Origin of the sequence: Clostridium sp. 19966 (assembly GCF_032335695.1) — a bacterium.
Classification (GTDB): Bacteria; Bacillota; Clostridia; order Clostridiales; family Clostridiaceae; genus JACTOJ01.
Genome location: NZ_JACTOJ010000004.1, coordinates 157,862 through 182,381 on the forward strand (window position 1 = coordinate 157,862; position 24,520 = coordinate 182,381).

The window sequence follows — 24,520 nt, forward strand, 5'->3', positions numbered from 1 at the left end:
TTAATTTTTATTAATTTCATCAATAATTTTTGAAGCTTGGATTCGCCTTGAATATATCTCTCTGTTTTCGAAATTATAATCTTTTCTTATTATTTCAACTATTTTTTCCACAATATCTTGTTTATTATGTTCTGCGCATTCTCCATATCTACCATTAATCAGATTGATTAATGGTAGATCCTTAGTAACAGCAATTGTAGGTTTACATGCACCTATATATTCAAAGGTTTTTCCAGGTATAGCATATTCACTTCCAGATTGATGAGTTATTATAACTAAAATATCTGAATCAAACATTGCCTCTATTGCTTTTGAATGCTCCATACTTCCCAAAATATTTATTTGTACATTTTCATTATTATACTTTTTTTTCACATTACTTATATCAATGATGCCTTGATCATCTACATATCCGATTATATTAAAAATAATTTTTTTATGTATTATTAAATTTAGTTCATATAATGCAGCAATAAATTCGCTAATATTTCTTCCCGTATATATTGATCCAACATGCGAAAATATTAATGTTTTTTTATCATCTAATTCTAGTTTTCTATAACTAAATCTTTTAAATAATTCCTCATTATAACCATTTTTTATTATAACAATATTATTCTTAAACTTAACTTTATACTCATTCTCTATTCCATCAGATAGAGCTATAATTTCGTTAGAAGTTTTTAGCATAATTTTTTCTGCATTTTTAAGTATTGATTTAGGAATCCCATTTTCAATAAAAATTTTATTAACAATCAAATCTCTTATTTCTGAAATAACTTGAAGTTGTTTATTTTTGCGCTTTAAATAGTCAGCAATATAAATAACGTAAATGTCAGGTACCGTAATAAATATATATTTGATTTCTTTTTCCTGTATAAGACTATTTAATTTTTGTAGTAATTTTCTATTGCTTAAAAAAAACTTTTTATTATTAAACATAACATATTTATAAATTTTTTTTATATATTTATTCTTTACCATTTTTTTTATTTTAATTTTAAAAACATTTTGATTATACTCTTGATTTTTTTGTTTAAAATTTTTGATTTTTCTCTCTGTTATAAATTTAAAATTTTCAACTCCAAATTCACTATTATAGCTACCATATTTATTATCATTCACAACAAATATGTTAAATTTTTTTTGAAAATAAAGCATTAATTCTTCATATCTTATTGATGCAACAACGGGCTGACCTTCTATATAATCTGTTAAAAATAATACATTGTCCAAATTAATCACCTTTTATAAATTTATTCTATACATTGCTTTTCATTTGCAAATATCAGTAGAAACATTATAGTATAATACATAAAAATATTAACAACATAATATTCATTAGGATTAAAATTAATACATATTAAGTTTCCTAAAAAAGTAGCTATTGGAATCCATTTAATTTTAGCATTTTTAGTAGCTTTAATAAGAATATAAATATTTATCACTATAAATACACCAAACACTATTACTCCTGTTTCAGCTAAAGCATTTAAATATTGAGAATGTATAACTATGTCATTTATGCCATAATATTTAGAAATATAGTAAACATATTGACCTGCACCCATTCCCAATAATGGATTTATAGTTTTAATAGACATTAAAACTATATTAAATTGATTAAATCTAGATAATTCAGTAGTTCCTCTTTTTATAAACAAAATATCAATTAATTGATTACCAAAAAGTAGCATTACAATTCCTGCAAATAAACTAGCTATAAACAATATTTTTGCTCTACTAATATTTTTTTTCTTATTTTCAATGCCCATTACTAAAAAAACTACAAATTCTATAAGAATTGCTAAATAACCAATTCTAGTAAATGTTATTATTGCAAATATTACATTTCCTAATAACGCTATAAAATTTATAAAAGATTTTTTCTCCAAAAATTTATAAAGTAATATAGGAAATAAAATAGCTGCAAAGTTACCTGCGCCATTATTAGATCCAACGAATCCAACTGCTCTATTTACCGCATATTCATTTACTCCATAGGTTATATCAGTGTTACCGCCTAACAATAAAGATTCACCTGTTATAACTTGCATTAATGATAAAATAAAATTAAATATAGCTATGCTAATGACTATTTTATATAAAATACGGCTGTTATAATGATTTTGATTTAAATAAAAAAAATTAAATAATAATTGTATTAAGATATATCCGCTTAACATATATACATAAGTATTTTTATCAATTATATCTAAATAAATATTTTGAAACGCAAATATGGCATATATTACCAAAAACATTTCATTGAAATATCTCATTTTTTTATTTTTAATGCTTATATTTATAGATAATATCAGATATACAAAAATAATAATTAGACTACTAGGAATATATATTTTTCCATTAATACTGTACCCTATGTTTAAATTTATATTAATTAAACTTACAAAAATTATCACAATAAGAAAATACTTTTTTCTTACTTTATCATTTTTATTCGCTATGATTTCTCCAAATATAATTGAAATAATTATCAATATCAAAAATAATACAATTACCATTTTATTAACCCCAAATCTATTGTAATGATTTTATTACTACAAATATATTTTTGTTACTATACTAACATTTTTTTTTGCATATATTTTCAAACTCTTACAAGGTGTCTTTTTACCATATGAACTTGATATTTCACTATCAACAATTTCATAATTACTAGTATTAAATTCTATTTTTATATTATCAAATATAATTTTATTATTGTTACAAAAAATTTGATTTTTGTTTGGCAACGAAAAATTTACATATCCCGTAAATTGACGTTTTGATAATTTTTGATCAATCATATCTTCTATTAATAAATAGTTATCATATAAAGCTACTTTTCTTAAATGAACTATACCAAATTCATCTTTGTACCCATAGTGTTTACCTACAAAAATATTATTTTCGAACATATCACACTTAGCATACGTTCGTTCGTTCATAGAAAACAAATTAAGTTCATCTATATTATTTTGTTCATATTTATTTAAAATAAATGTATTATGCATCTTAGTACTTCTAAATTGATTTCTTAGTCTATAATTAGCTGTATACGTATAAGTTCCTGGATCTAAAAATAAATCCTTGCCATTTACATTTATTTCAACACTTAATTGATCATTGTGGCTATGTCCTCCTTCTCCATTACACCCTAATTTTCCGCACCTTATGATACAAAAAAAAACTTTATTTTTTAAAATATAGTATCCTCCATTTTCATAACAAGAGGATTTACACTCCAACACATATTTTTCCACTTTTTTTATAGCACTGGTACACCAAATGGCTTCTTCTGTTTGATTCTTAGCTAAATATCTAAAATCATCTCGATTAAAAAATTCTCCAGATACAGATAATATATATCTAAAATCATTTTTTATCCAGGTATTATAATTAGAAAATATAATAAATCTTCCATCATCAGAATCGCCAATAATCGGGCTTACCCCATTAGGCTTAATAATATCTTTTATAAAGTTACACATTTGTTCTATTTTTTTATAAAATTCAGTAGTAAATTTTATATCATTTATCTTACAAAATATCGCTGTGTATATATATATTTCTGTAACCAATCTATGATATGAGGTAGAAGCTTCATAATCTGTCCCATCTAAATTAACTTGAATAAATAATTGTTTTTCAAATTCAATTATACCTGTTCTAAGCCATTTTATATGTTCATTGCCGTTGGAATATCCATTAAAATATATACCCAACCATATTAAACCAGCTAAATCCGTTATATAATGATTTGTTAAGACCCCTTTGTTTTCAAGATTACTATAAATAAATTTTCCGTGATCATATAATGTTTTGTTAAAATCATTCCAAAATATTGATTTTATGCTTTTAGATTTTTTAAAAAAAGGATATACACAGATCCAATTCACAGCTCTAATCGCTACTTCCATTGAGCAGGTCCAATTTACAGAATTTTTAAAAGGATTGCATAAAATCCAATCTTCTATTTGATTTTTAAACTCTAATGCATATTTCTCATTGTTAGTTAACTGGTATGCTTTTCCTAACGTAAACAAATGCTGAAACCTTGAAAGTTCCCATGGTACTTTTACATCCGCATTATCAAAAATATTTACTATTTTTATTAGTTTATAAAATTTATTTTCCCAAATAAAATTTGTCTTAAAATCTTCATTCCATGGAATTTTTTCTTCAACCCTAATATCTCCTGAACCCAATAAATTAAATATATGACTACATATTCTATCAGCATCTAAAATTATTTTTTCTATATTTTCATGTTGCAAATATTTTTGTACATGGTTTATATTTTCATAATAAATAAATTTAGCATTATTTGGCGCAAATTTAGCAAAATCTTTTTTTTTCGAATTAACTTTTTTATTAAGCTTAAAAAGCAAACATTCAAATCTAAAAATAATTTTTAATGATACTAATTTTATAATATCTGATATGCTTTTATTTTTAATTTTTTTTAATATATATATCACATTTACTTTACCTTTCTAATTACATGTAATAGTTTTATATACTCCAATATTTAATTCCAGATTCGTATAATTTATTTTCTTTAAAAATCCCTTTTGTATCAACTATTATTGATTTTTCATTCATAATACTAACACTAGCTTTCAAATCATCAACATTTATTCCTTCTTGTTTAGCTAATATCAAAATCGCATCAGCTTTATCCACTGCATCCTCTTGAGTTTCAACTTTAAAAGAATATTTAGTTGGAACTACCGGATCGAAAGCCTTAACTTCAGCTCCTTTTTCTATAAGTATATTACATATATCTACTGGAGGACTTATTCTATCATCATTTGAATAATCCTTCATTGCGAGACCAAGCACTGCAATCTTACTTTTTGATAAATCTTTACCTACTGATTTAAGTAATTCTGCTAATTTATCTACTATAAAATCAGGAATACTAGCATTTTTTTCTCTTGCTAACTTTAGCAAATCCATACTTATTCCTACACTTTCAGCTTTAGGCGCAATATAATGATAAGCATTTGGAATACAATATCCTCCTACACCTGGTCCAGGAGTTAATAAATTTACTCTCTTATGCGTATTTGCCAGTTTAACAACTTCAAAGATATCAATTCCTATGGCTTCTGTAAATCTAGCAAATTCCTGAGACATAGCTATATTAACATCTCTTTGGACATTTTCAAATACTTTAGTAGTCTCTACAACTTTCATATCACTAGCTTCTATAACATCGGCTTTACATACAATTGAGAGCAATCCCTTAGCTCTTTCAATACTTACATTGTTTATACCACCAACTAAAGTTGGCATATTAGCAAATTCATCAAAAGCTTTTCCCTCAGCAATTCTTTCTGAAGCATATGCTAAATAAAAATCCACTCCTGCCTTAAGCTCAGATTCTCTTTCTAAAATCGGTAAAACGAAGTCTTCTGTGGTTCCTGGTATCACAGTACTTCTTATTATTACCAAATCGCCCTTTTTCATATTTTTTCCTATAGTAACACAAGCATCTTCAAGATAATTCATTATGTAATTATTGTCTTTTATAGGTATACCTACTGTAACTATTATATTATTACAATTTTTAAGTGCCTTCGCTGCATCAGTAGTAGCTTTATATTTTTTATTGTGTAACTGTAATCTCAATATATCTTGTATTGTTATATCATAGAATTTTTCTGTATGATGAGTTATTCCCTCATTTGTATCTTGAACTAATTTATTGTCAACATCTATCCCGATAGCATTACAGCCTCTTACAGCAAAACTTAAAGCCAATGGAAGTCCAACAAATCCCTGTCCGAAGATGCATACATTTTTATATAAATTATCATCAGCTATATTCTCATCTAACTTGTTTATTATCTCCATTTTATCATCATGTATTTCTTTTGTTTTCATAAACATTCCCCCAACAAAAATATAATTATATTATATTTTAAATAATTTTTCATATCTATTTACTATAGCATCCCATGAATATTCGCCCTCAATTCTATTTTTTGCTATCGTTGATAGTACATCAATTTCTTCTAAAGAAAGCTTTTCTGCTTTTCCTATCTCACACCATAAATCATTTTGCTTTTTAGAGAAATATACTGCTCCATCTTCACCAACTTCTCTATTAAATACAACATCCAATAATATATTAATCTTTGTACTTGCTAAAGCCTCGAGCAAAGATGGATTAGTTCCTCCAACCTCATGCCCATGAATATATGCATAAGCATTTTCTCTTATCTTTTTTAGAAGCTCTTGATCATAAACAGTACCTACGAATTTTATTCTTTTATCATTATTAAATTTGGTCTTTTCTAATAACTCTTTATAAAAATCGTTTTGAGTCACATTAGTGATTATAACTAAATCTTTTTCAGTTTTTGATTTCATAAATTCTCTTATCATAGTCTCATAATTGTTCTCAGGAACAAATCTTCCTACTATAAGATAATAATTATTCACTTTAATTGAATGTTTTTTATACCAATCCACAATCTTTTCATCATCATCTTGCAATTTTGATCTAGTTACATCAGCTCCATAAGCAATGAAAGTTGTTTTAGGATTATATTTTTTATATTCTTTCTTTATGTATTCCTCAATACCTACAGAATCACAAATTAATAAATCCGCATTTTTAACCATTAATCTTTCAGAATACTTCCAATATGCTTTTACAGATTTACTCCATTTGCTTCTTTTCCATTCATGCCCATCTGGATTAGCATAAATTTTTATGCCGTACTTTTCAGCTTTTCTTTTATAAAAACCTAAAAATGGTCCTATTCTACAAGCAAGTATATATATTATTGAATTTTCAAGTTTATTTTCTTTTATATATTCAATACATATTTTTAGAGCTTTGATATCATAGGTAATCGCCTTAGCATTTCCTATATCTTTAACTTTTACATTAAAACATCTCGCTCTGTTATACTCAAATTCTTCTTTATCACTATTTAAGCACGCAACATGATATCTTATTTCGTTGCTTTTTTTATATTCTGTCAGCTTATCAACAAAGGTTTCAAATCCTCCGTATTGAGCTGGAATACCTTTAGACCCTATTATAAAAACATTAGTCACTTTTTCACCTCTAAATCTAGTAAAATTTCTTTTTGGGTTTCTTTATATACAAAGTTTAAGGATTAGTCGGATACCCGCCCATTGTAAGCGCATCATTGCACTCCTGCTTATATCTTGTAGCCAAGGCTTTTAATACAGGTGAATCTGCTGGATAGCTTGGAAAATATACACTAAATTTAGATCTTTCCTTATATACAGCATTTATAAAGGTATCCTCTGAAGCTCCGGTGCCTATGCTATTGTAAACCGCAGTTATAACACCAGTTTTATTAGAACCTTCACCAGGTCCTGCAGCTCCTACTACTCCATGCTGCACAGCAGTTGACCAAACCACATTCTTATATGGGAAGCCTTCTGTGCTTACTTTTATAGCTGGCATATTTTTTTCTATAAGCTTTACTGCTCTATCATAATACATAGTTTTTGTAAAATCCTTTTGCAGCTGCAGAAAATCCACATAATTGCTGCTTGCTATCTGCTTCCAGGCATTATCAAAATTACTTCCGAAGCTTCCTCCATCTGCCTGCTTAGCTGAATTAAGAGTGTTATAGAAGTTCAGTTCATTATCATGAAGATACACTAAGAAACTATCTACAGTACCTACATTAGAAGAAAATTGCCATGCCCCGTAAGATTTACCTCCTACATCGCCGCTTCCACTGGATATGGAACCTGGATCACCATTTGATTCATATTTAGCTGAAAGTACTCCTAAATATGTATCCATTCTATCATCATTAAGCACATAGAAATAATCCTGCACAGAATACCCTACTTTATTTTCTCCATTAACAGTGCATATTATTTTATACCAATTATAGGAACTTGTATGAACCTTTCCTAAAATCTGAACCTTGTCGCCGCTTTTTAATGTAGTAATTATACTACTGGAAGTGTCCGGAGAAACTCTAAAATTTACAGTGGTAGATGCTTGTCCATTAATTACAGTTTCCATATCCTTCTTGCTGCTTCCATCATCCATTATGCTGTAAAGTCTGTTTTCATCGTTGGCATTGGTATAAAACACATAACCATCTTTTACTGATATTTTAGCAGTTCCTATATCTGTAGATACTGTCTCTTTTCCAATCTGCTGGCATTGAGCTGTACTTATAATATATTTATAAAGCGTTCCATCTTCCTTACTGCTGTAATAAATGTTTCCATCATCATAATTTATAGCTAAAGCACTTGAATTAATAAGGAGATTTTCGCTATTATTCTCTGTGTTTAATGAATATATCTTATTGTCCGATGCATTTATGTAATACAGCATATTATTATTTACGGCAAAATTAACAGCAGTATTATTCTCTACAACGTTCTTGCCGTCACCATCAATACCTATTGAGTAAATTTTACTATCCGAATTGTTTATATAATAAAGCTTTAACGCATTTATGGTAAAATTTTTTACTGCATCCTTGGTAAGCAGAACATCATTAGTTCCATCAATGCTTGTCCTACGTATGTTATTAGAATTTATATAAAAAATATATCCGCCGCTAACTATAAGATTGCTGGCTGAGTTATTTATAAGAAGCTTTCTTCCAGTGCCATCCTTTTTTATTGTATATATCTTATTTCCATCACTTTCATTAATGTAAAATATATTGTCTCCTATCACATTAATTCCTGACACCTGGTCATCAGTCAGTTTTTTTCTGCTTTCACTATTAGGCTTTGATACATATAAAGAATTTTGTTCCTGCGTATTTCTGTAATAAATCCATCCATCTCTATAAACTGCATAGGAAGAATTCATAAGATTACTTTGGGTGTTCCCTATGGAATAATATCCATTATCCTTAAAATTATCATCAAAAGCCTTAGACAGTAGTGTGAGATCATATATATCTATTTTTCCATCTTTATTCAAATCATAAATTGAATTATTTGTGTTATAATATTGCTTTTCAATATTATAATCCAGCATATCTACAACACCATCGCTATTTAAGTCTTTATTGATGGTTTCAGCTCTGACTTTCCATGGCTCATTCACATATACACTTGTGCTTATCGTTAATAAAAAGATTACTAATATCTTTAATCTCTTTAATTTTTTCACATATCATCACCTCTAAATATGCTGTATAATTCTATTTTATAATGTTGCTAATCCCTATTTTTCCACTAAAATTTTTCACTTCATAACCTTGATTATCTTTTTATTTAGCATTCTTATCCCCAAAGAACACCAGTACAGTTCTAAATATAAGCTTAAGATCTACCAAAGTATTTCTTTCTCTTATATACTTCATATCTAGCCTCATCCATTCTTCAAAACCTATACTGCTTCTCCCCATAACCTGCCAATAGCAAGTAAGCCCAGGTTTAGCTATAAGCTTAATTTTGTATTCTTCATTAAATCTCTCTACTTCTCTAGGTAAATTAGGTCTCGGTCCTACCAAAGACATTTCTCCTTTAAGTACATTAAATAGCTGTGGAAGCTCATCTATGCTCGTCTTTCTAAGAAACTTTCCGATCTTAGTAAGCCTTGGATCCTCCTTCATCTTAAACATGGGGCCTGTCATCTCATTTTTATCAATTATGCTGTCTAGTAAGCTTTCAGCATCCTCTATCATGGAGCGAAACTTGTACATTTTAAATATGTGACCATTCATGCCAACCCTCTCTTGAGAAAAGAAAGCTGGACCATCAGATGTTGCTTTTATTGCTATAAAGGTTATTAAAAATACAGGACTTAAAATAATTATTCCTAAGATGGATCCAATAATGTCAAGGGATCTTTTTATAGCAAAATATACTTTGTTTTTCTGGAAAGCCATTTCTAAATTTTCTGCTGTTAATACTTTTTCCATATTCAACATATTAAGCATACTCCCCCCTTTAAGTTTACCTATTTTATATTATACTCCAAGCCCTTGATTTTTCAACACATGAAGCTTACGACGTCAATGGCTAAATTTGTATATTGCAGCTTTATAATGACATTTTCTTATTTACTAATTTAAATCTTTCTATCTTAAATTCTCTACAGGTTTCTTTGATTAACTACCAAAATCAAATAGTAATGTATCGACAAAATAATTTCAGTTTTCTATTATAAAAGAAGTTATTATTTTTCTGTTTTTATATTTATTAATTTAATTTTAAAAAATGTAAAACTAATAACATTTTTTATAAGTTTATGTCAGTATCATTTACAGATTATTTACATTTTAAAATATACTCTAACAATGAATTTATAGTTACTTTAACTATTCTTTTATTATTTCATAGATGCCCACCTTATTTTTTGCTATCTTAACCTTATATATCACCTTGTTTTCCTGCTTGCTAGTGCCACCATTCTCTGTTATAGCAAGAATTTGATTTACAGTCACTTCATAATCGTCTGCTGCTTTTTCTTTTATATTATTAATTTCAAAATCCTCAAAGTTAACATTTGCATTCTTTTTTTTATAATTCTGAACTTCTTGCTTCACTTCATTATATGCCACACTATTAGGAAGTAAAACATTGTCAAGTATAGATGTATTCATATCACTATTATTTATAGCGGCAGAATAAAGATTAGAGAAATTTGTGACCACTTCTTCTGCATACTTACTATATTCTGCAGCATTAGTCTGAGAATTAGTATTAGTGTTGCTATTTAACGCAGCATTGCTGCTATTTGCGCTTTGATCTGAACTTGTATTAGAAGAATTTCCATTATTGCTAGTATCACTACTATTTTCATTACTTGTTTCTGAGCCTTTATCCGCACTGTTTTTACTAGATGTATCTTCATTAGTTTTATTTATGGATTGGCTAATTGATGAATTATTACTAGTTTTTCTGCTTGTGCTTATACCTTTTATTCCAATTATAGCCGAAACAGAAACTATAATTACAACAATTATTCCAATAAAAATTACTTTTTTCTTCATTACACTCGCTCCCAACTAATTTTTAATGAAAAACATAATTTTATTTTTAATTTAATTAATTATATCATATAAATTACAGTGAGTTAAGTATATTTTCATAGCAAAATATACTATAAAAAGTATAAAAAGGACACTTATCAGTGTCCTTTTATTTTAGTTTTAATTTATACAGTTTTTCTCCAATACTCAAGAGTATCTGCCAATGTATCCTTTATATCATATTCAGGTTCCCACCCACACAGTTTATTTAATTTTGAATAATCACATTGTATTATCTGATTTTCAGCTGGTCTAAGCTTATTTTGATCCACCTGAATTTCTATTTTAACATTAGTCAGTGATAGGAGCATATCAAGTATATCGCTGAGCAGATAGGCATTGCCGCTTCCAACATTATATATTTCTCCTGATGCTCCTTTTTGAGCTAGTGAAACATATGCTCTTACCACATCTCTAACATCAGTAAAATCTCTTTTTAAATTTATATCTCCTACCTTTATAATAGGTTCATGTATTCCTCTTTCTATTTCTACTATCTGTTTTGCCCAATCCGCTACAACAAATTGAGGTAATTGAAGAGGACCTATATGATTAAAGGACCTAGTCATAACTACATTTAGCTTAAAAGCCTTTGCATAAAGCTTTGCAAACATTTCTTGGGTTAATTTTGATATTGAATATGGATTTTGAGGTTCTACTTCATGCTCTTCTGAAATCGGGACAGTCTGTATTTTACCATACTCTTCTCCTGTTCCAATTAAAAGCAATCTGCATTCTTTATTTTCTTCTTTCATCCAATTTAATATATTTAATGTGCCATATACATTAGTGTCAAGGGTAAGTTTAGGCTTTTTCCATGAGACAGCAGCAGAGCTTTGTGCTGCCAAATGAAATATTAAATCAGGTTTTACTTTCTGCAGTACAGCCTTTACTTCACCTTCATCATTTATGTTGAGAGGGAATAAATTTTTTTCAGAAATATATTCCGATGCATCATCTGCTCCAAAGTATGTTCCATATATGTTTTGATTACCAAATTCTTTTTCAAGAAGCTTAACTAAGTATTTGCTTACAAAGCCTCCAACTCCTGTTATAAGTATATTCATACTTTCACTCCTTTACTTTTCAGAAAGAGCTACCTCACCTAATGTATTCTTTATATTTTTTTCAATTTCTATACTATGCAAGTCTGCTTCTACCATTCTTTTAACAAGTTGTTCAAATGCAATGTGCAGCTCCCATCCTAAATTTTTCTTAGCTTTAGTTGGATCTCCTAATAGCAATTCAACTTCAGCTGGTCTGTAGAATTTAGGGTTAACCTTAACCACTACTTTGCCATTTTGCTTATTTATAGCCTTTTCATTAACGCCTTCACCTTGCCATTCTAATTCTATACCTGCATGCTTGAAAGCTAATTCTACGAATTCCCTAACCTTATGAGTTTCCCCAGTAGCTATTACATAGTCATCTGGCTTATCCTGCTGAAGCATTAACCACATAGCCTTCACATAATCCTGAGAGTGTCCCCAGTCACGCTTTGAATCTAAGTTTCCTAACTCAAGAGTATCCTGTAGACCGAACTTAATCTTTGCTGCAGCATCGGTTATTTTTCTAGTTACGAACTCTTTTCCTCTTCTTTCTGACTCATGATTGAAAAGAATACCAGAACATGCGAACATATCGTAGCTTTCTCTGTAATTTTTAGTGATCCAATGACCATAAAGCTTTGCAACTCCATATGGGCTTCTTGGATAGAAAGGAGTAGTCTCGCTTTGCGGTACTGCCTGAACTAATCCAAACATTTCACTGGTGGAAGCCTGATAGAATCTTGCATCCGGCTTTACTGTCTTTATAGCTTCAAGCATATGAAGAACTCCCATACCGTCTATATCTGCTGTAGTTACTGGCTGTTCCCAAGAAGTTCCAACAAATGACTGTGCAGCTAAATTGTATACTTCATCCGGCTGAGCGATTCTTACTGCATTTATCAAAGATACTATATCTGTCATATCTGCATATATAAACTTTATTTTATCTTTTATATGGTCTACTTGGCCATAATCTACTACAGCCTTTCTTCTGACTATTCCATATACTTCATAGCCTTTTTCTAAAAGTAATTCTGCTAGATAGGATCCATCCTGCCCAGTTACTCCAGTAATAAGTGCTCTTTTCATTTTATCTCCTCCATAATACATTACCTGTAATTTATTATTTGAATATAACTATATTTATATAATATAACTTTTATAAAATTTACTTACTAACTATAGTTTTTTTTATTTCTCTTATATTCTTTATTTGATCTTTCTTACAAACAAAGATGAGATCATCGCTTTCTACAATTAAAAGTTCTTCTGCCCCTACTACAACAATAGGCTTTTGGGTAGATATAACCAGATTATCTTTAGAATCTATACTACTTATATTTCCCTTATGAACATTATTGTTTTCGTCCTTATCGCTATATCTTTCTATAGCAAACCAGCTTCCTACATCATCCCAGCCAAAGTCTCCTGGAATGACATATATATTTTCGGTCTTTTCCATTATACCATAATCTACTGATATGTTTTCTACTAAAGGATATTTTTCATTACACTCCTCATTAAATACTTTTTCATCCACTTCAATACTTTCTATAATTTTGTATGTATCAGGCAGATGTTTTTGTGTAAGGTTTAGTATATTATCTATATTCCATATAAACATACCTGCATTCCAAAGATATTTTCCGTCTTCCAAATACTCTTTTGCCTTTTCAAGATTAGGTTTTTCTATGAATGCCTCTACTGGCATTATGATAGAATTTTCTGCATCTATTGCGGCATCATTTGCTGCTGCCTTATCCTCTTCATTGCTGTACTTTATATAACCATATCCTGTTTCAGGTCTGTCAGGAGTAATTCCTATAGTTATGATATTTTCTGGCTTTTCTTTTACAAACTTATAGCCTTCCAGTAATATTTCGTTAAATCTCTCATCATTTTTTACAAGATGATCGGAAGGTAGTACAGCCAAAACTGAATCCTCATATATGCCTTTTATATACTTTGCAGAAAGTGCAATGCATGGCGCTGTGTTTCTACCTATTGGCTCCACTATTATGTTTCTTTCTAAAATGTCTGGCAATTGTTCTTTTACAAGTTCCGTATAAACTTTACCAGTTACTATAAATATTCTATCCATTGGTATGACTCTTTTTATTCTGTCTACTGTCATTTGCAGCATAGTCTTATCACCAATTAACTTTAAAAACTGTTTAGGTTTATCATCTGTAGATAATGGCCAGAACCTCTCTCCTCTGCCTCCCGCCATTATAAGTGCACATAGCATCTGCATTCCTTCTTTCCTATACTCTATTTAAATATATATTATAATTCCTAATTCATTGCTTCCATATAAACCTTTATTGTATCCTCAACCATTTTGTCCCACGAAAACTTCTTTACTCTTTCCATTCCAGATTGAATTAGGTTCTCTCTTAATTTTTCATCTGTTAATAGTTGATTTATTGCATCAGCAAAGGCCTTATCATCCTTAGCTTCTACCTTCAAGGCAGCCTCACCAACAACTTCAGGCAAAGAACTTGTGTTTGAAACTACTGTTGGACATCCACAAGCCATAGCTTCCAAAGGAGGCAGACCAAACCCTTCATATAAAGATGGAAACGTAAATACTGTAGCTAAATTATAAACATAGGGTAAATCTTCTTCATCTACAAATCCTATTTTCAAAATTTTATCTTCAACCTTATTATCACTTATTGCTTTGTTAATAGATTCATTTCCTTTGCCATTTATCACAAACTTAACCTCATCAATATACTTCATTGAGCTTATTATAGTCTCAACATTCTTATGAGGTTTCTGATTGCCAATATATAGAATAAATCTATCTGGTAATTTGTATTTTTTTCTTACGCTTTCTAGTTTATCTTTATCTTCTATCAAGCTAAATCTTTTATCTATTCCGTCATAAGCCACTACAATTTTACTTTCATCACATTCTAGCCATTCTAAAAGTTCATCTTTAGCAAACTCAGAACCAGTTAACAGCTTAGCTGTTTTTCTAGCTGAAGTTTTAACTATAAATTTGTAATAATATTTATGAAATGGACTATAAAACTGAGGGAATCTTAAGTGGTTCAAATCATGTATTGTCATTATTGTATTAATTTTTATAAATGGACTTCCTACAAAGGAAGGTGAGTGAAATATAGCTTTTCCCTTATATCTGTTTATCACTCTTGGAAGTTCAATCTGCTCCTGCAGTGAAATAAATTTACTTTTCATTACAATAAACTCAACATTTTTGAATTCACCAAATATTTCTTTTCCTAAGTTCACATCATTAACCAAAAGCTTCAAATTCAGTTCAGAGGTACTAGATACTCTCTTAATAAGTTCATAAGTATACCTACCTATACCATGAAGCTGATGAGTAACCATTCTAGCATCAATGATTATATCTTTTAAATTTTTCATAGTATTACTCTCCTACTTATTAATGGAAAATTCAATCTTGGCATCTTTCAAAATCGGTGCTTTTTTATCTTTTTCTGAAAGGAGAATTTCATCTATTCCTTCTAATGGCCATTCAATATTTATATTCGGGTCATTCCATGCAATCCCGCCCTCAAATTCAGGATGATATAGCTGGGTACATTTATATACAAATTCAGCTTGATCTGATAATACCAAGAATCCATGAGCAAAGCCTTCCGGCACATAGAACTGTTTCTTATTTTCATCACTTAAGCAAACTCCGTACCATTTTCCATAAGTAGCTGAATTTTTTCTAAGATCCACAGCCACATCAAATACTTCGCCTTTAATTACTCTGACTAGTTTTCCTTGGGAATATTGGGTTTGAAAGTGAAGTCCCCTAAGCACTCCCTTTTTTGATTTTGACTGATTATCTTGAACAAAGGTCATACCTAATCCGTTTTCGCTAAACTCACCATAATTGTAAGTCTCCATAAAATAGCCTCTGTTATCCCCAAAAACTGTAGGTTCTATTACAAAAACTCCTTCTATAGGTGTCTTTATAAAGTTAAATTTACTCACCTTGAACATCCCCCTATTTATTACTATACATTTTTTCATAATAGCTCTGATATTCACCAGAGGTTATGTTTTCCATCCAATTTTTATTATCTAAATACCATTGTATAGTTTTTTTTATCCCATCTTCAAATTTAGTTTCTGGATACCATCCTAGTTCATTCTTAATCTTTGCTGGGTCAATTCCATATCTTCTGTCATGCCCTTTTCTATCTTCTACATGAACAATAAGTTCTTCTGATATTGAACTATCAACTTTTTCGCTTAGGTAAGCTATTATGGTTTTTACTATATGAAGGTTAGTTCTTTCATTATGACCACCTACATTGTAAACTTCTCCAAGCTTTCCACCATTTATAACCATATCTATGGCCTTACAATGATCTTCTACAAAAAGCCAATCCCTTATATTCATTCCGTCCCCATATATAGGAAGGTTTTTATGATTTAAGCAATTGTTTATTATCAAGGGAATTAATTTTTCTGGAAATTGGTATGGTCCATAATTATTGGAGCATCTTGTTATATTTACAGGCATTTTATAAGTATCCCAGTAGGCTTTTACCATTAAATCTGCACCAGCCTTACTAGAAGAATAGGGGCTGTGAGAATCTAGCGGTGTAACCTCTGTAAAATATCCCTCTTCTCCTAAGGATCCGTATACCTCATCCGTAGATACCTGTAGATATTTCTTACCTTCCGCAAAGCTTGTTCCTTCATCCCAAGCATTTTTAGCAGCATTTAAAAGATTAACAGTTCCTAATACATTAGTATTTGCGAAAACCTCTGGATTTCTTATACTTCTGTCAACATGAGATTCTGCTGCAAAGTTAACTACATAATCTATATCATAATCCTTAAAAATCTTTTCCACTAATTCTTTATCGCATATATCCCCATGAATAAAAGTATACTTTTTATTATTCTCTACTTTCTTTAGATTCTCCAAATTTCCAGCATAAGTAAGCTTGTCAAGATTTATAATTTTTATATCTTCATACTTATTAAGCATATAATGTACAAAGTTTGAGCCTATAAATCCAGCTCCTCCAGTTACTAAGTATTTTTTCATTTTTCCCTCCAAAATATAAGAATATTTTAATCTTTATTAACTAAAATATAATAATTTGATAATACGAAAAATGGTAACAGCCAAAGCGGATAGAATAATAAATTATTAAAGTTTGACCCCGCTATAGATCCTATGAACACTGCCATTACAGCATTTCCGACATAAAAGTTTTTAGTATTTCTAATTACAAATATGTTCTTTAATGTACTTAACACATACAATGCAAATATTATAATTCCAATTGCACCTGTAGTTGCAAGTATAAGCATTATACTTGAATCTACACCAAAAGATGTAACTCTATCAGTAGCTCCTTTTACAAATCCATACATATTATAGCCTACACCAAAAATAGGATTATTTTTTTGAATTACTTTTGTAGCTTGAGTCCAGCTAACAACTCTAGCTTGAGCAGAGGGATCAGTTTTTATCTCTACAATTCTTTTTACGACATGAGAATGACTCAAATAATAGGAAGTGAATATTATAGCCACCATGCCCAAAATTGCTATGAAAAATCTTTTAAAGTTCTCAATATACAATTTTCTGTTCTCTATTCTTACGGATGCTAACACAAAAATAAATAAAGATACCATTAGTGTACCTATACCTGATCTAGAAACTGTTAAAGCTACCATAAAAGTAAGCAATATTAAGAAAACTATATACATCAAACCTTTTTTAAGATGCTTTGAAAAATCGTGAGTTATTAGCTTTGCCAAACATACAATTATAGGAATAGAGCTTATTGTTCCAAGGAAATTAGGATCTAAATAAGTAGATATAAGTCTATTCTCGTGAGGATCGGGATTTAATAAATATATATGAAAATTTTTCAATAGTGCATAAAAATCTACAGCTTTAGGATAAAAAATTAATTGAAGTATACCTATAAATGCCACAGCCGAATAAGAATAAACATAAATATCTGTTAGCTTTCCAAATTTAAACTTTAAATCCTTAAAATAATTTATAACATAATAAACATATATCATATAAAATGCTAATCTAAATGCATATAGTGCCCCATAAGCCATTTGTTTAAAAGTATATCCGAAATTATAGGAATTAACTAAAATCATCAACAGTCCATATGCAATCCATATAAATAAAATATTAAAGGACTTTATAAGAGTAATATTGTTTCTTTTCTTAATCAATAATATTACTAAATTAATTCCCATTAACAATTCAGTAATTTTTATAGGCATCCCCTTATAAAGACCACCAGAGATATCAAAAGTAGCGCTATTTCCTAAAACAATTGTCAGTACTAAGGATAAAATAATACTAGTCATCAGAAGTTTATCTTTTTTCATTTTAACACTCCACCCATATAAATCTTTCATATATTTTTATGCAAAGCAATTGCTTCTAAATATTTACCATATTCGGTCTTTTTTAATGGTTCAGCTAATTTTAGCAATTGAATCTCATCAATAAATCCATTTCTATATGCTATTTCCTCAATGCACGCTACATATAACCCCTGCCTTGTTTGTATTGCTTCTACAAAATTTGAAGCATTTAACAGCCCACGATGAGTTCCTGTATCTAACCATGCCATACCACGACCAAATAATTCAACTTTTAATTTGCCATCATTTAGATACTCTTGATTAACTGAAGTTATCTCTATTTCTCCACGTGAAGAAGGTCTTACATTTTTAGCTATATCCACTACTTTTTCATCATAAAAATACAAACCTGGCACTGCAAAATTTGACTTCGGGTTTTTAGGTTTTTCTTCTAAAGATACCACATTATTGTTTTCATCAAATTCAACCACCCCAAATTCCTGTGGGCTGCTGACATGATAACCAAATATAGTTGCCCCTTCTTCTCTCTCTACTGCATTTTTAAGTCTTTCAGTAAAACCATAGCCATAAAATATATTATCTCCCAGTACTAATGCTACTTTATCATTACCTATAAATTTTTCTCCAACTATGAAAGCATCTGCTAGTCCTCTTGGTTCATCTTGAACAGCATACTGAATACTTAATCCAATATGTTTTCCATCACCTAGTAATTCCTTGAATAGAGGTAAATCTCTAGGTGTAGAAATTATAAGAATCTCTCTTATTCCTGCAAGCATTAGCACAGATAAAGGATAATATATCATAGGTTTGTCATATATAGGTAGTATTTGTTTAGAAACTGCCTTGGTTAGAGGATACAGTCTCGTACCTGATCCACCAGCTAATATGATTCCTTTCATTCAAACATTCCTCCTGTTTTGAATAAAACTATTTTAGATAATTTTATTTAATAACTCTCCATTTTTTTGTATTTTTAAATTCTTCATAGCATTCATTTACATAATTATTGATTTTTTCTTTAAATATTTCTTCATCAAACTTTTGAGAATGCTCACGAATTATATTTTTATCAAAGCTCATTTTTTCAAATCTTTTTATAGCATCCTTTAAATCTGATTCTGTTTGTTCTTTAAAGAATACACCAGTAACTCCATCTAATACCGTTTCAAGTGCTCCACCTTTGCCATAAGCTATTACCGGTCTTCCACTAGCTTGCGCTTCTAAAGGTGTTATACCAAAGTCCTCTTCACCAGGAAACAAAAACGCTCTGCATTTTGAATAATACTCTTCTATAACTGAATCCGGCTGTCTTCCTAAAAACTTAATATTATCATTGGCGTAAGCTTCCATTTTTTTTCTTTCACTTCCATCCCCTATTATTACTAAAGGAAGTTTTAATTCATTAAAAACCTTAACTGCTAAATCTACTTTTTTATATGGGACTAACCTTGATACAATTAAATAGTAATCTTCATCTGTTTCACTTATATTAAATAATTTAGTTCTAACGGCAGGATGAATTACTACGGATTCACGTCTATAGTGTTTCCAAATTCTTCTTGCAACATTTTCAGAGTTAGCAATAAAGTAGTCTACTCTATCTGAACTTAACCTATCCCAAAGCCTCATATAGTTCATTAAATACTTGAGCAAATGCTTTTTTATTTTGCTATTCACATCATGTTCTATATACTGATAATAAAATTCCCATCCGTATCGCATAGGACTATTGCAATAGCATATATGCATAGTATCAGGCCTAGTTATAACCCCTTTAGCACAAGATGTGCTACTGCTTAATACAACATCATACTGCGTGAGATCAAAACTTTCAAAAGCCATTGGCATAAAGGGGAAATATCTTTGATGATGATTTTTAGCTCCTCTTTTATTTTGCAAAAAAGATGTCCTTACATCTATATCTCTTAACTCTTTATCCAATTTCTCAGGATTATATATTGTTGTATAAATAGGTGCGTCAGGATAAAGTTCCTTAAAATTTACAATAAGTCTTTCCGAACCTCCCATATTAGTAAGCCATTCATGTACGATTGCTAAATCCATTAATTTCACCTCTTATATTTACTTTGCTCCGTCCTTATTAAAGACCACTATTACTGTTTTCAGCAAAATAATAAAGTCCTTCCATAAACTTCTATTGTTTATGTAGTCCATATCTAACATAATTCTTTCTTGATATGTAGTTTCACTTCTTCCATTTGCTTGCCAGTTACCTGTTAATCCTGGTCTTACACTAAATAACTTTTCTGCATAAATTCCGTATTTCTCAACCTCTCTTTTAACTATAGGTCTTGGTCCAACTAAAGACATTTGACCAACTAAAATATTAATAAATTGAGGTAATTCATCAATACTTGTTTCTCTCAAGAATTTTCCAACTTTAGTTATTCTAGGATCATTATCTAATTTAAAATTCTCCTTGTATTCTTCCTTTTGTTCTTTAGATAAATTATTTAAAACCTGATCAGCATTTTGTACCATAGTCCTAAATTTAAATACTTTTATTTCCTTTCCTCCTTGTCCTATTCGTTTATGTCTAAATATTATAGGACCAGGAGAATCTAATTTTATAATTATTCCAAATATTATATAAGTGGGCACTAAAATAACTATGCCAACCAAAGATCCGAATATATCCAAAAATCTTTTTACAAATCCGTAATAAAACCTTGGTTTCTTACAATCACTGTAGCTAATTTTATCTATATTGTTTTCTTCATCCACTTTATTATCCTCCCGTTGTAATAAATTTCAATATAGTATTACTCTCTAATCATTACAATTCACTATGTTACCACACAAATTCATAACTATCAACTTGTGATCAGAATTAACACTTTTATACTTTTGTACTTAATATTTCTAATTATTCATGTTAGTAATTTTATTTTTTGATTTTCCTACTCCCATGGAATATGCAACAAAAACAAATATGAAGAATGTCATAGTTACTTTAGGAACATAAAACAAATCATCAAAGCAATTCATCATAAGAAAGCATGTAGTTGATATTAGGAATCCATTAAAAAAATTCTTAGTGATTCCAGTAGCCTTGTCTTTTGCATAATAGACCGCTTTTAGCATATCAAAGCACATTATTAAAAAAACTACTGCTGTAAAAATTCCCATTTCAACAAAAGCTCTTATATATGAATTATGAGGCGGTAATGGCTGTGTATCATACCACTTAAATTGTGGATATTTTTTTATGTATTGGGAGTACATTTTAATAAAATTACCACTTCCTACTCCCCAGAAAAAATGTTCATTTATCATTTTTTCTGCTAATCTCCATAAATTCATTCTTCCCTGATTGTAACCAATATTTATTATTTGCTTTATTCTTGACATTAATGTTGGACTTATTGATATATATACAATCGGAATTGTATATAAGAAAACAAATTTCCAGTTATAAACCATTGATATTATTAAAATTCCAATTGCAAAAGCCAACAACCCATTTCTAGAAAAAGTAAGTGCTAAATTTACTGTTATTAACAATGTTAATAGCATAAATATAATCTTGTACTTACCTTTTGAATAAGCGGCTTCTAATATTACTGGAAAAATTGCTAATATAAGATACGCTGCAAATGTATTTGGATATTGCAAGGTAGATGAAACTCTTGATGTATTGAGTGAGTTGGAATTGCTTAATGCGTATTTTATAGATTGCAAAAGATTACTTTGGTCGAAAAATTTATACATTCCTATTAAACAAACTAATGTAACACTTATGTAATAAACTTTTATTATAGTCTCATGCATATAACTTTTATTTATTCTGAACCTTATTATAAAATAAGTAAAATAGTATATAATATATCTCGATGTTTCTTTAAATGAAACTATCCTGTCCGTAGAAAGAAACGAGGTCAATATCATTAGAATAATAAAAATAGTAAATAAAATAGTAAAGAATTCGCACATAATAGACTTGTAATTATCTAAGAAATTTTTTCTTATTTCTTTATCAATCACAAGCTCTAATAAATATATCATTCCCATAAGCAATAAAACCAAATTTAATATCCATTCTATTTTTCCATTAGGAACTATTGCTAAAAATAATACATAAATACTTATAAGAGTTGTCATTATAAAGTCATTTTTTTTCATATAATCCTCCAGTATACTTTAATTCTACTTGATAATATTCCTTTTGTATAACAAATGCCTATTGATTTTTCCAATATAAATTAATTTATGTTGACCTCTAATGGGCATATAGATATATACTTACATATATTCCAAAAAGTTCGCTATTAAAAAAAATCACATATATAATTATATTTATATATGTGATAAATGTAAAGTCAATTGTTTTTAACGATTTAGTTTTGTCACTTTTTTATGAAAATAATTTTAATGTAATGTGCTCTCTTGCACATATAATGAATTATTTTTATTCTATTTATTTCTTCACTATACAATAACCATTTTCATCTATTACGATTTTGAAATTATTAGAATCTATTATTTTATTACTTTCATCAGTTTTTCTTATAAGCATCAAACTATTTTTTGTGCTGTCATTTTCAAAACCATCTATTCCAGTTTTCTTTGCATATAAATCAGAATACAGCAGTGCTGATAAATATTCGCTTTGACTCCAATCAGATCCTTTGTCGCCTATGTATATATTAGCTCCCTTATATTCATTTTTATGACCTAGTTCTCTTAAAGTAACCTGCAAACTATCTTCATTTTGTGTTTTTATATAATGCACAATTTTAGATTCATATAAGGCTGATGAGAAAATCACCATAAATATTAATAGTCCCTGCAAAAAAACATTTTTTTTCTTCTCTTTAGCTAATTTACCTGTAAACGCTCCTATACAGATAGCTAACGGTGGAACAATGCAATATACATACCACCCTAATTTAGTTTTCGCTTTTGAAAATAATGCAAATGGAACTACTATCCATAAAATTACACCTATAATATACTTAAATCTTTCTTTTATTTTTTCATTATCGTTTAAAACTAAATATGCTACCAAGCCAGAAAATAACAAAAAAGTCCAATACAGATAATTACTTGTAAACACATTGACATAGAACCACTTATCACCGACATGTCCTTCTATTGCATTAGAACTTCTATTTAGTAAATCATAATCTATCATTTGCTTAAAGAATGTAAATCCGTCATTGAAATATCTAAAGACTCCCCATATTAATATTGGCAAAAATGATGCCATTAAGAATATAAAAAACTCTTTAAGCTTTAATTTAAACAGCCTTTTAGATAAAATCAAGTAAAGACCAATTATCACTGCGATTACTATAGCATGAAAACTCTTAGTCAGAAATGCTATAGAAAAAGCTAGTCCTGAAATATATAAAAATTTAATATTTTTCTCTATTAATAACATAGAAATTATAGAAATAGTAAAAAACAATATGTAAATCGCATCAGCATCACCTGTTCTTCCCCAATGATCTGTGATTATTGGCTGAAAAGTCATAAATGCCAACATGGTTATTAATGATGCTATCCTTCCGTGTCTATATTTAGCAAAAAACACTATTATTGTCGAAGTAAGTAATATTGCCAAGGCAGAAAAAAAACGTAATCCTAAAGGATTATAGCCAAATATTTTATAGCCAAATATTATAAACCAATAGCTTACAGGAGGCTTTAGGTTCCAATAATCATTACTTCCCATGTACGTATTTACAACATAATTATGATTTCGTAACATTTCATAAGCATTAACACCATGTCTAGCTTCATCCCAATCTTTAATATTAGCTATGCCCAGCTTATAAAATAGTCCAATACCCAGTACTAACATTGCTAACGCTAAAAAAATATAATAATATTTTTCTAATATTAGATATAATTTCGTTATAGCTTTCTCAATTAATAGAAACATATAATTTAGTTTCCTCCTAGTTTAATTATAATGCTGTATTTAAAAATATAAAATCATATTATAAGATTATACACTAGAATTATTATTTTATCAATTTTCAATAATTCACCAATTGATTCAGACCTTACACTTAAACATTGCTCTTTTTAAGCATGCTTTTTCCGTACTTAAAC

The 24,520-nt window shown here is 29.1% G+C and carries 20 protein-coding genes; all 20 read right to left on the reverse strand.

Annotated elements, in window-relative coordinates; all coding sequences use genetic code 11:
• Entirely contained in the window at positions 1-1,236 is a 1,236-nt protein-coding gene (locus IAI10_RS05750) for a hypothetical protein (protein ID WP_315672333.1), read from the reverse strand.
• 20 nt (positions 1,237-1,256) lie between these two features.
• Positions 1,257-2,525, reverse strand: coding sequence for an O-antigen ligase family protein (locus IAI10_RS05755; protein WP_315672334.1), 1,269 nt, complete (start codon positions 2,523-2,525; stop codon positions 1,257-1,259).
• 36 nt (positions 2,526-2,561) lie between these two features.
• Positions 2,562-4,484: an alginate lyase family protein gene (locus tag IAI10_RS05760; protein WP_315672335.1), complete on the reverse strand. Its 1,923-nt coding sequence runs from the start codon at positions 4,482-4,484 to the stop codon at positions 2,562-2,564.
• 34 nt (positions 4,485-4,518) lie between these two features.
• Positions 4,519-5,895, reverse strand: coding sequence for a nucleotide sugar dehydrogenase (locus tag IAI10_RS05765; RefSeq protein ID WP_315672336.1), 1,377 nt, complete (start codon positions 5,893-5,895; stop codon positions 4,519-4,521).
• A 30-nt stretch (positions 5,896-5,925) separates the two neighbouring features.
• Entirely contained in the window at positions 5,926-7,080 is a 1,155-nt protein-coding gene (cps2T, locus tag IAI10_RS05770) for a beta 1-4 rhamnosyltransferase Cps2T (RefSeq protein WP_315672337.1), read from the reverse strand.
• A gap of 55 nt (positions 7,081-7,135) precedes the next feature.
• Positions 7,136-9,151, reverse strand: a complete 2,016-nt coding sequence (locus IAI10_RS05775) for a DUF5050 domain-containing protein (RefSeq protein WP_315672338.1) — start codon at positions 9,149-9,151, stop codon at positions 7,136-7,138.
• Positions 9,152-9,251: 100 nt separating this feature from the next.
• Complete coding sequence (locus IAI10_RS05780) at positions 9,252-9,914, reverse strand: sugar transferase (protein WP_396334349.1); 663 nt, start codon at positions 9,912-9,914, stop codon at positions 9,252-9,254.
• A gap of 390 nt (positions 9,915-10,304) precedes the next feature.
• Positions 10,305-10,979, reverse strand: a complete 675-nt coding sequence (locus tag IAI10_RS05785; protein WP_315672339.1) for a TcaA NTF2-like domain-containing protein — start codon at positions 10,977-10,979, stop codon at positions 10,305-10,307.
• A 164-nt stretch (positions 10,980-11,143) separates the two neighbouring features.
• Entirely contained in the window at positions 11,144-12,085 is a 942-nt protein-coding gene (locus tag IAI10_RS05790) for a GDP-mannose 4,6-dehydratase (RefSeq protein WP_315672340.1), read from the reverse strand.
• 12 nt (positions 12,086-12,097) lie between these two features.
• Entirely contained in the window at positions 12,098-13,156 is a 1,059-nt protein-coding gene (gmd, locus tag IAI10_RS05795; RefSeq protein ID WP_315672341.1) for a GDP-mannose 4,6-dehydratase, read from the reverse strand.
• 79 nt (positions 13,157-13,235) lie between these two features.
• Positions 13,236-14,315 (reverse strand): mannose-1-phosphate guanylyltransferase, encoded by a 1,080-nt coding sequence (locus IAI10_RS05800; RefSeq protein ID WP_315672342.1) that lies wholly within the window; start codon positions 14,313-14,315, stop codon positions 13,236-13,238.
• A gap of 47 nt (positions 14,316-14,362) precedes the next feature.
• Positions 14,363-15,466, reverse strand: a complete 1,104-nt coding sequence (locus IAI10_RS05805; RefSeq protein WP_315672343.1) for a glycosyltransferase family 1 protein — start codon at positions 15,464-15,466, stop codon at positions 14,363-14,365.
• A 12-nt stretch (positions 15,467-15,478) separates the two neighbouring features.
• On the reverse strand, positions 15,479-16,048 hold the full coding sequence (gene rfbC / locus IAI10_RS05810; RefSeq protein WP_315672344.1) for a dTDP-4-dehydrorhamnose 3,5-epimerase: 570 nt from the start codon (positions 16,046-16,048) through the stop codon (positions 15,479-15,481).
• A gap of 13 nt (positions 16,049-16,061) precedes the next feature.
• Entirely contained in the window at positions 16,062-17,117 is a 1,056-nt protein-coding gene (gene rfbB / locus IAI10_RS05815) for a dTDP-glucose 4,6-dehydratase (RefSeq protein ID WP_315672345.1), read from the reverse strand.
• A 26-nt stretch (positions 17,118-17,143) separates the two neighbouring features.
• Positions 17,144-18,436: an O-antigen ligase family protein gene (locus IAI10_RS05820; protein ID WP_315672346.1), complete on the reverse strand. Its 1,293-nt coding sequence runs from the start codon at positions 18,434-18,436 to the stop codon at positions 17,144-17,146.
• Positions 18,437-18,462: 26 nt separating this feature from the next.
• On the reverse strand, positions 18,463-19,338 hold the full coding sequence (rfbA, locus tag IAI10_RS05825; RefSeq protein ID WP_315672347.1) for a glucose-1-phosphate thymidylyltransferase RfbA: 876 nt from the start codon (positions 19,336-19,338) through the stop codon (positions 18,463-18,465).
• 43 nt (positions 19,339-19,381) lie between these two features.
• Positions 19,382-20,503 carry a glycosyltransferase gene (locus IAI10_RS05830; protein ID WP_315672348.1) on the reverse strand — a complete coding sequence of 374 codons (1,122 nt, stop codon included), beginning with the start codon at positions 20,501-20,503 and terminating at the stop codon, positions 19,382-19,384.
• An 18-nt stretch (positions 20,504-20,521) separates the two neighbouring features.
• A complete protein-coding gene (locus tag IAI10_RS05835) occupies positions 20,522-21,184 on the reverse strand; it encodes a sugar transferase (protein ID WP_315672349.1) in 663 nt (220 codons plus the stop codon).
• A 138-nt stretch (positions 21,185-21,322) separates the two neighbouring features.
• Positions 21,323-22,582, reverse strand: coding sequence for an O-antigen ligase family protein (locus IAI10_RS05840; protein WP_315672350.1), 1,260 nt, complete (start codon positions 22,580-22,582; stop codon positions 21,323-21,325).
• Positions 22,583-22,877: 295 nt separating this feature from the next.
• On the reverse strand, positions 22,878-24,347 hold the full coding sequence (locus IAI10_RS05845) for a glycosyltransferase family 39 protein (protein WP_315672351.1): 1,470 nt from the start codon (positions 24,345-24,347) through the stop codon (positions 22,878-22,880).
• Between the last annotated feature and the right edge of the window lie 173 nt (positions 24,348-24,520).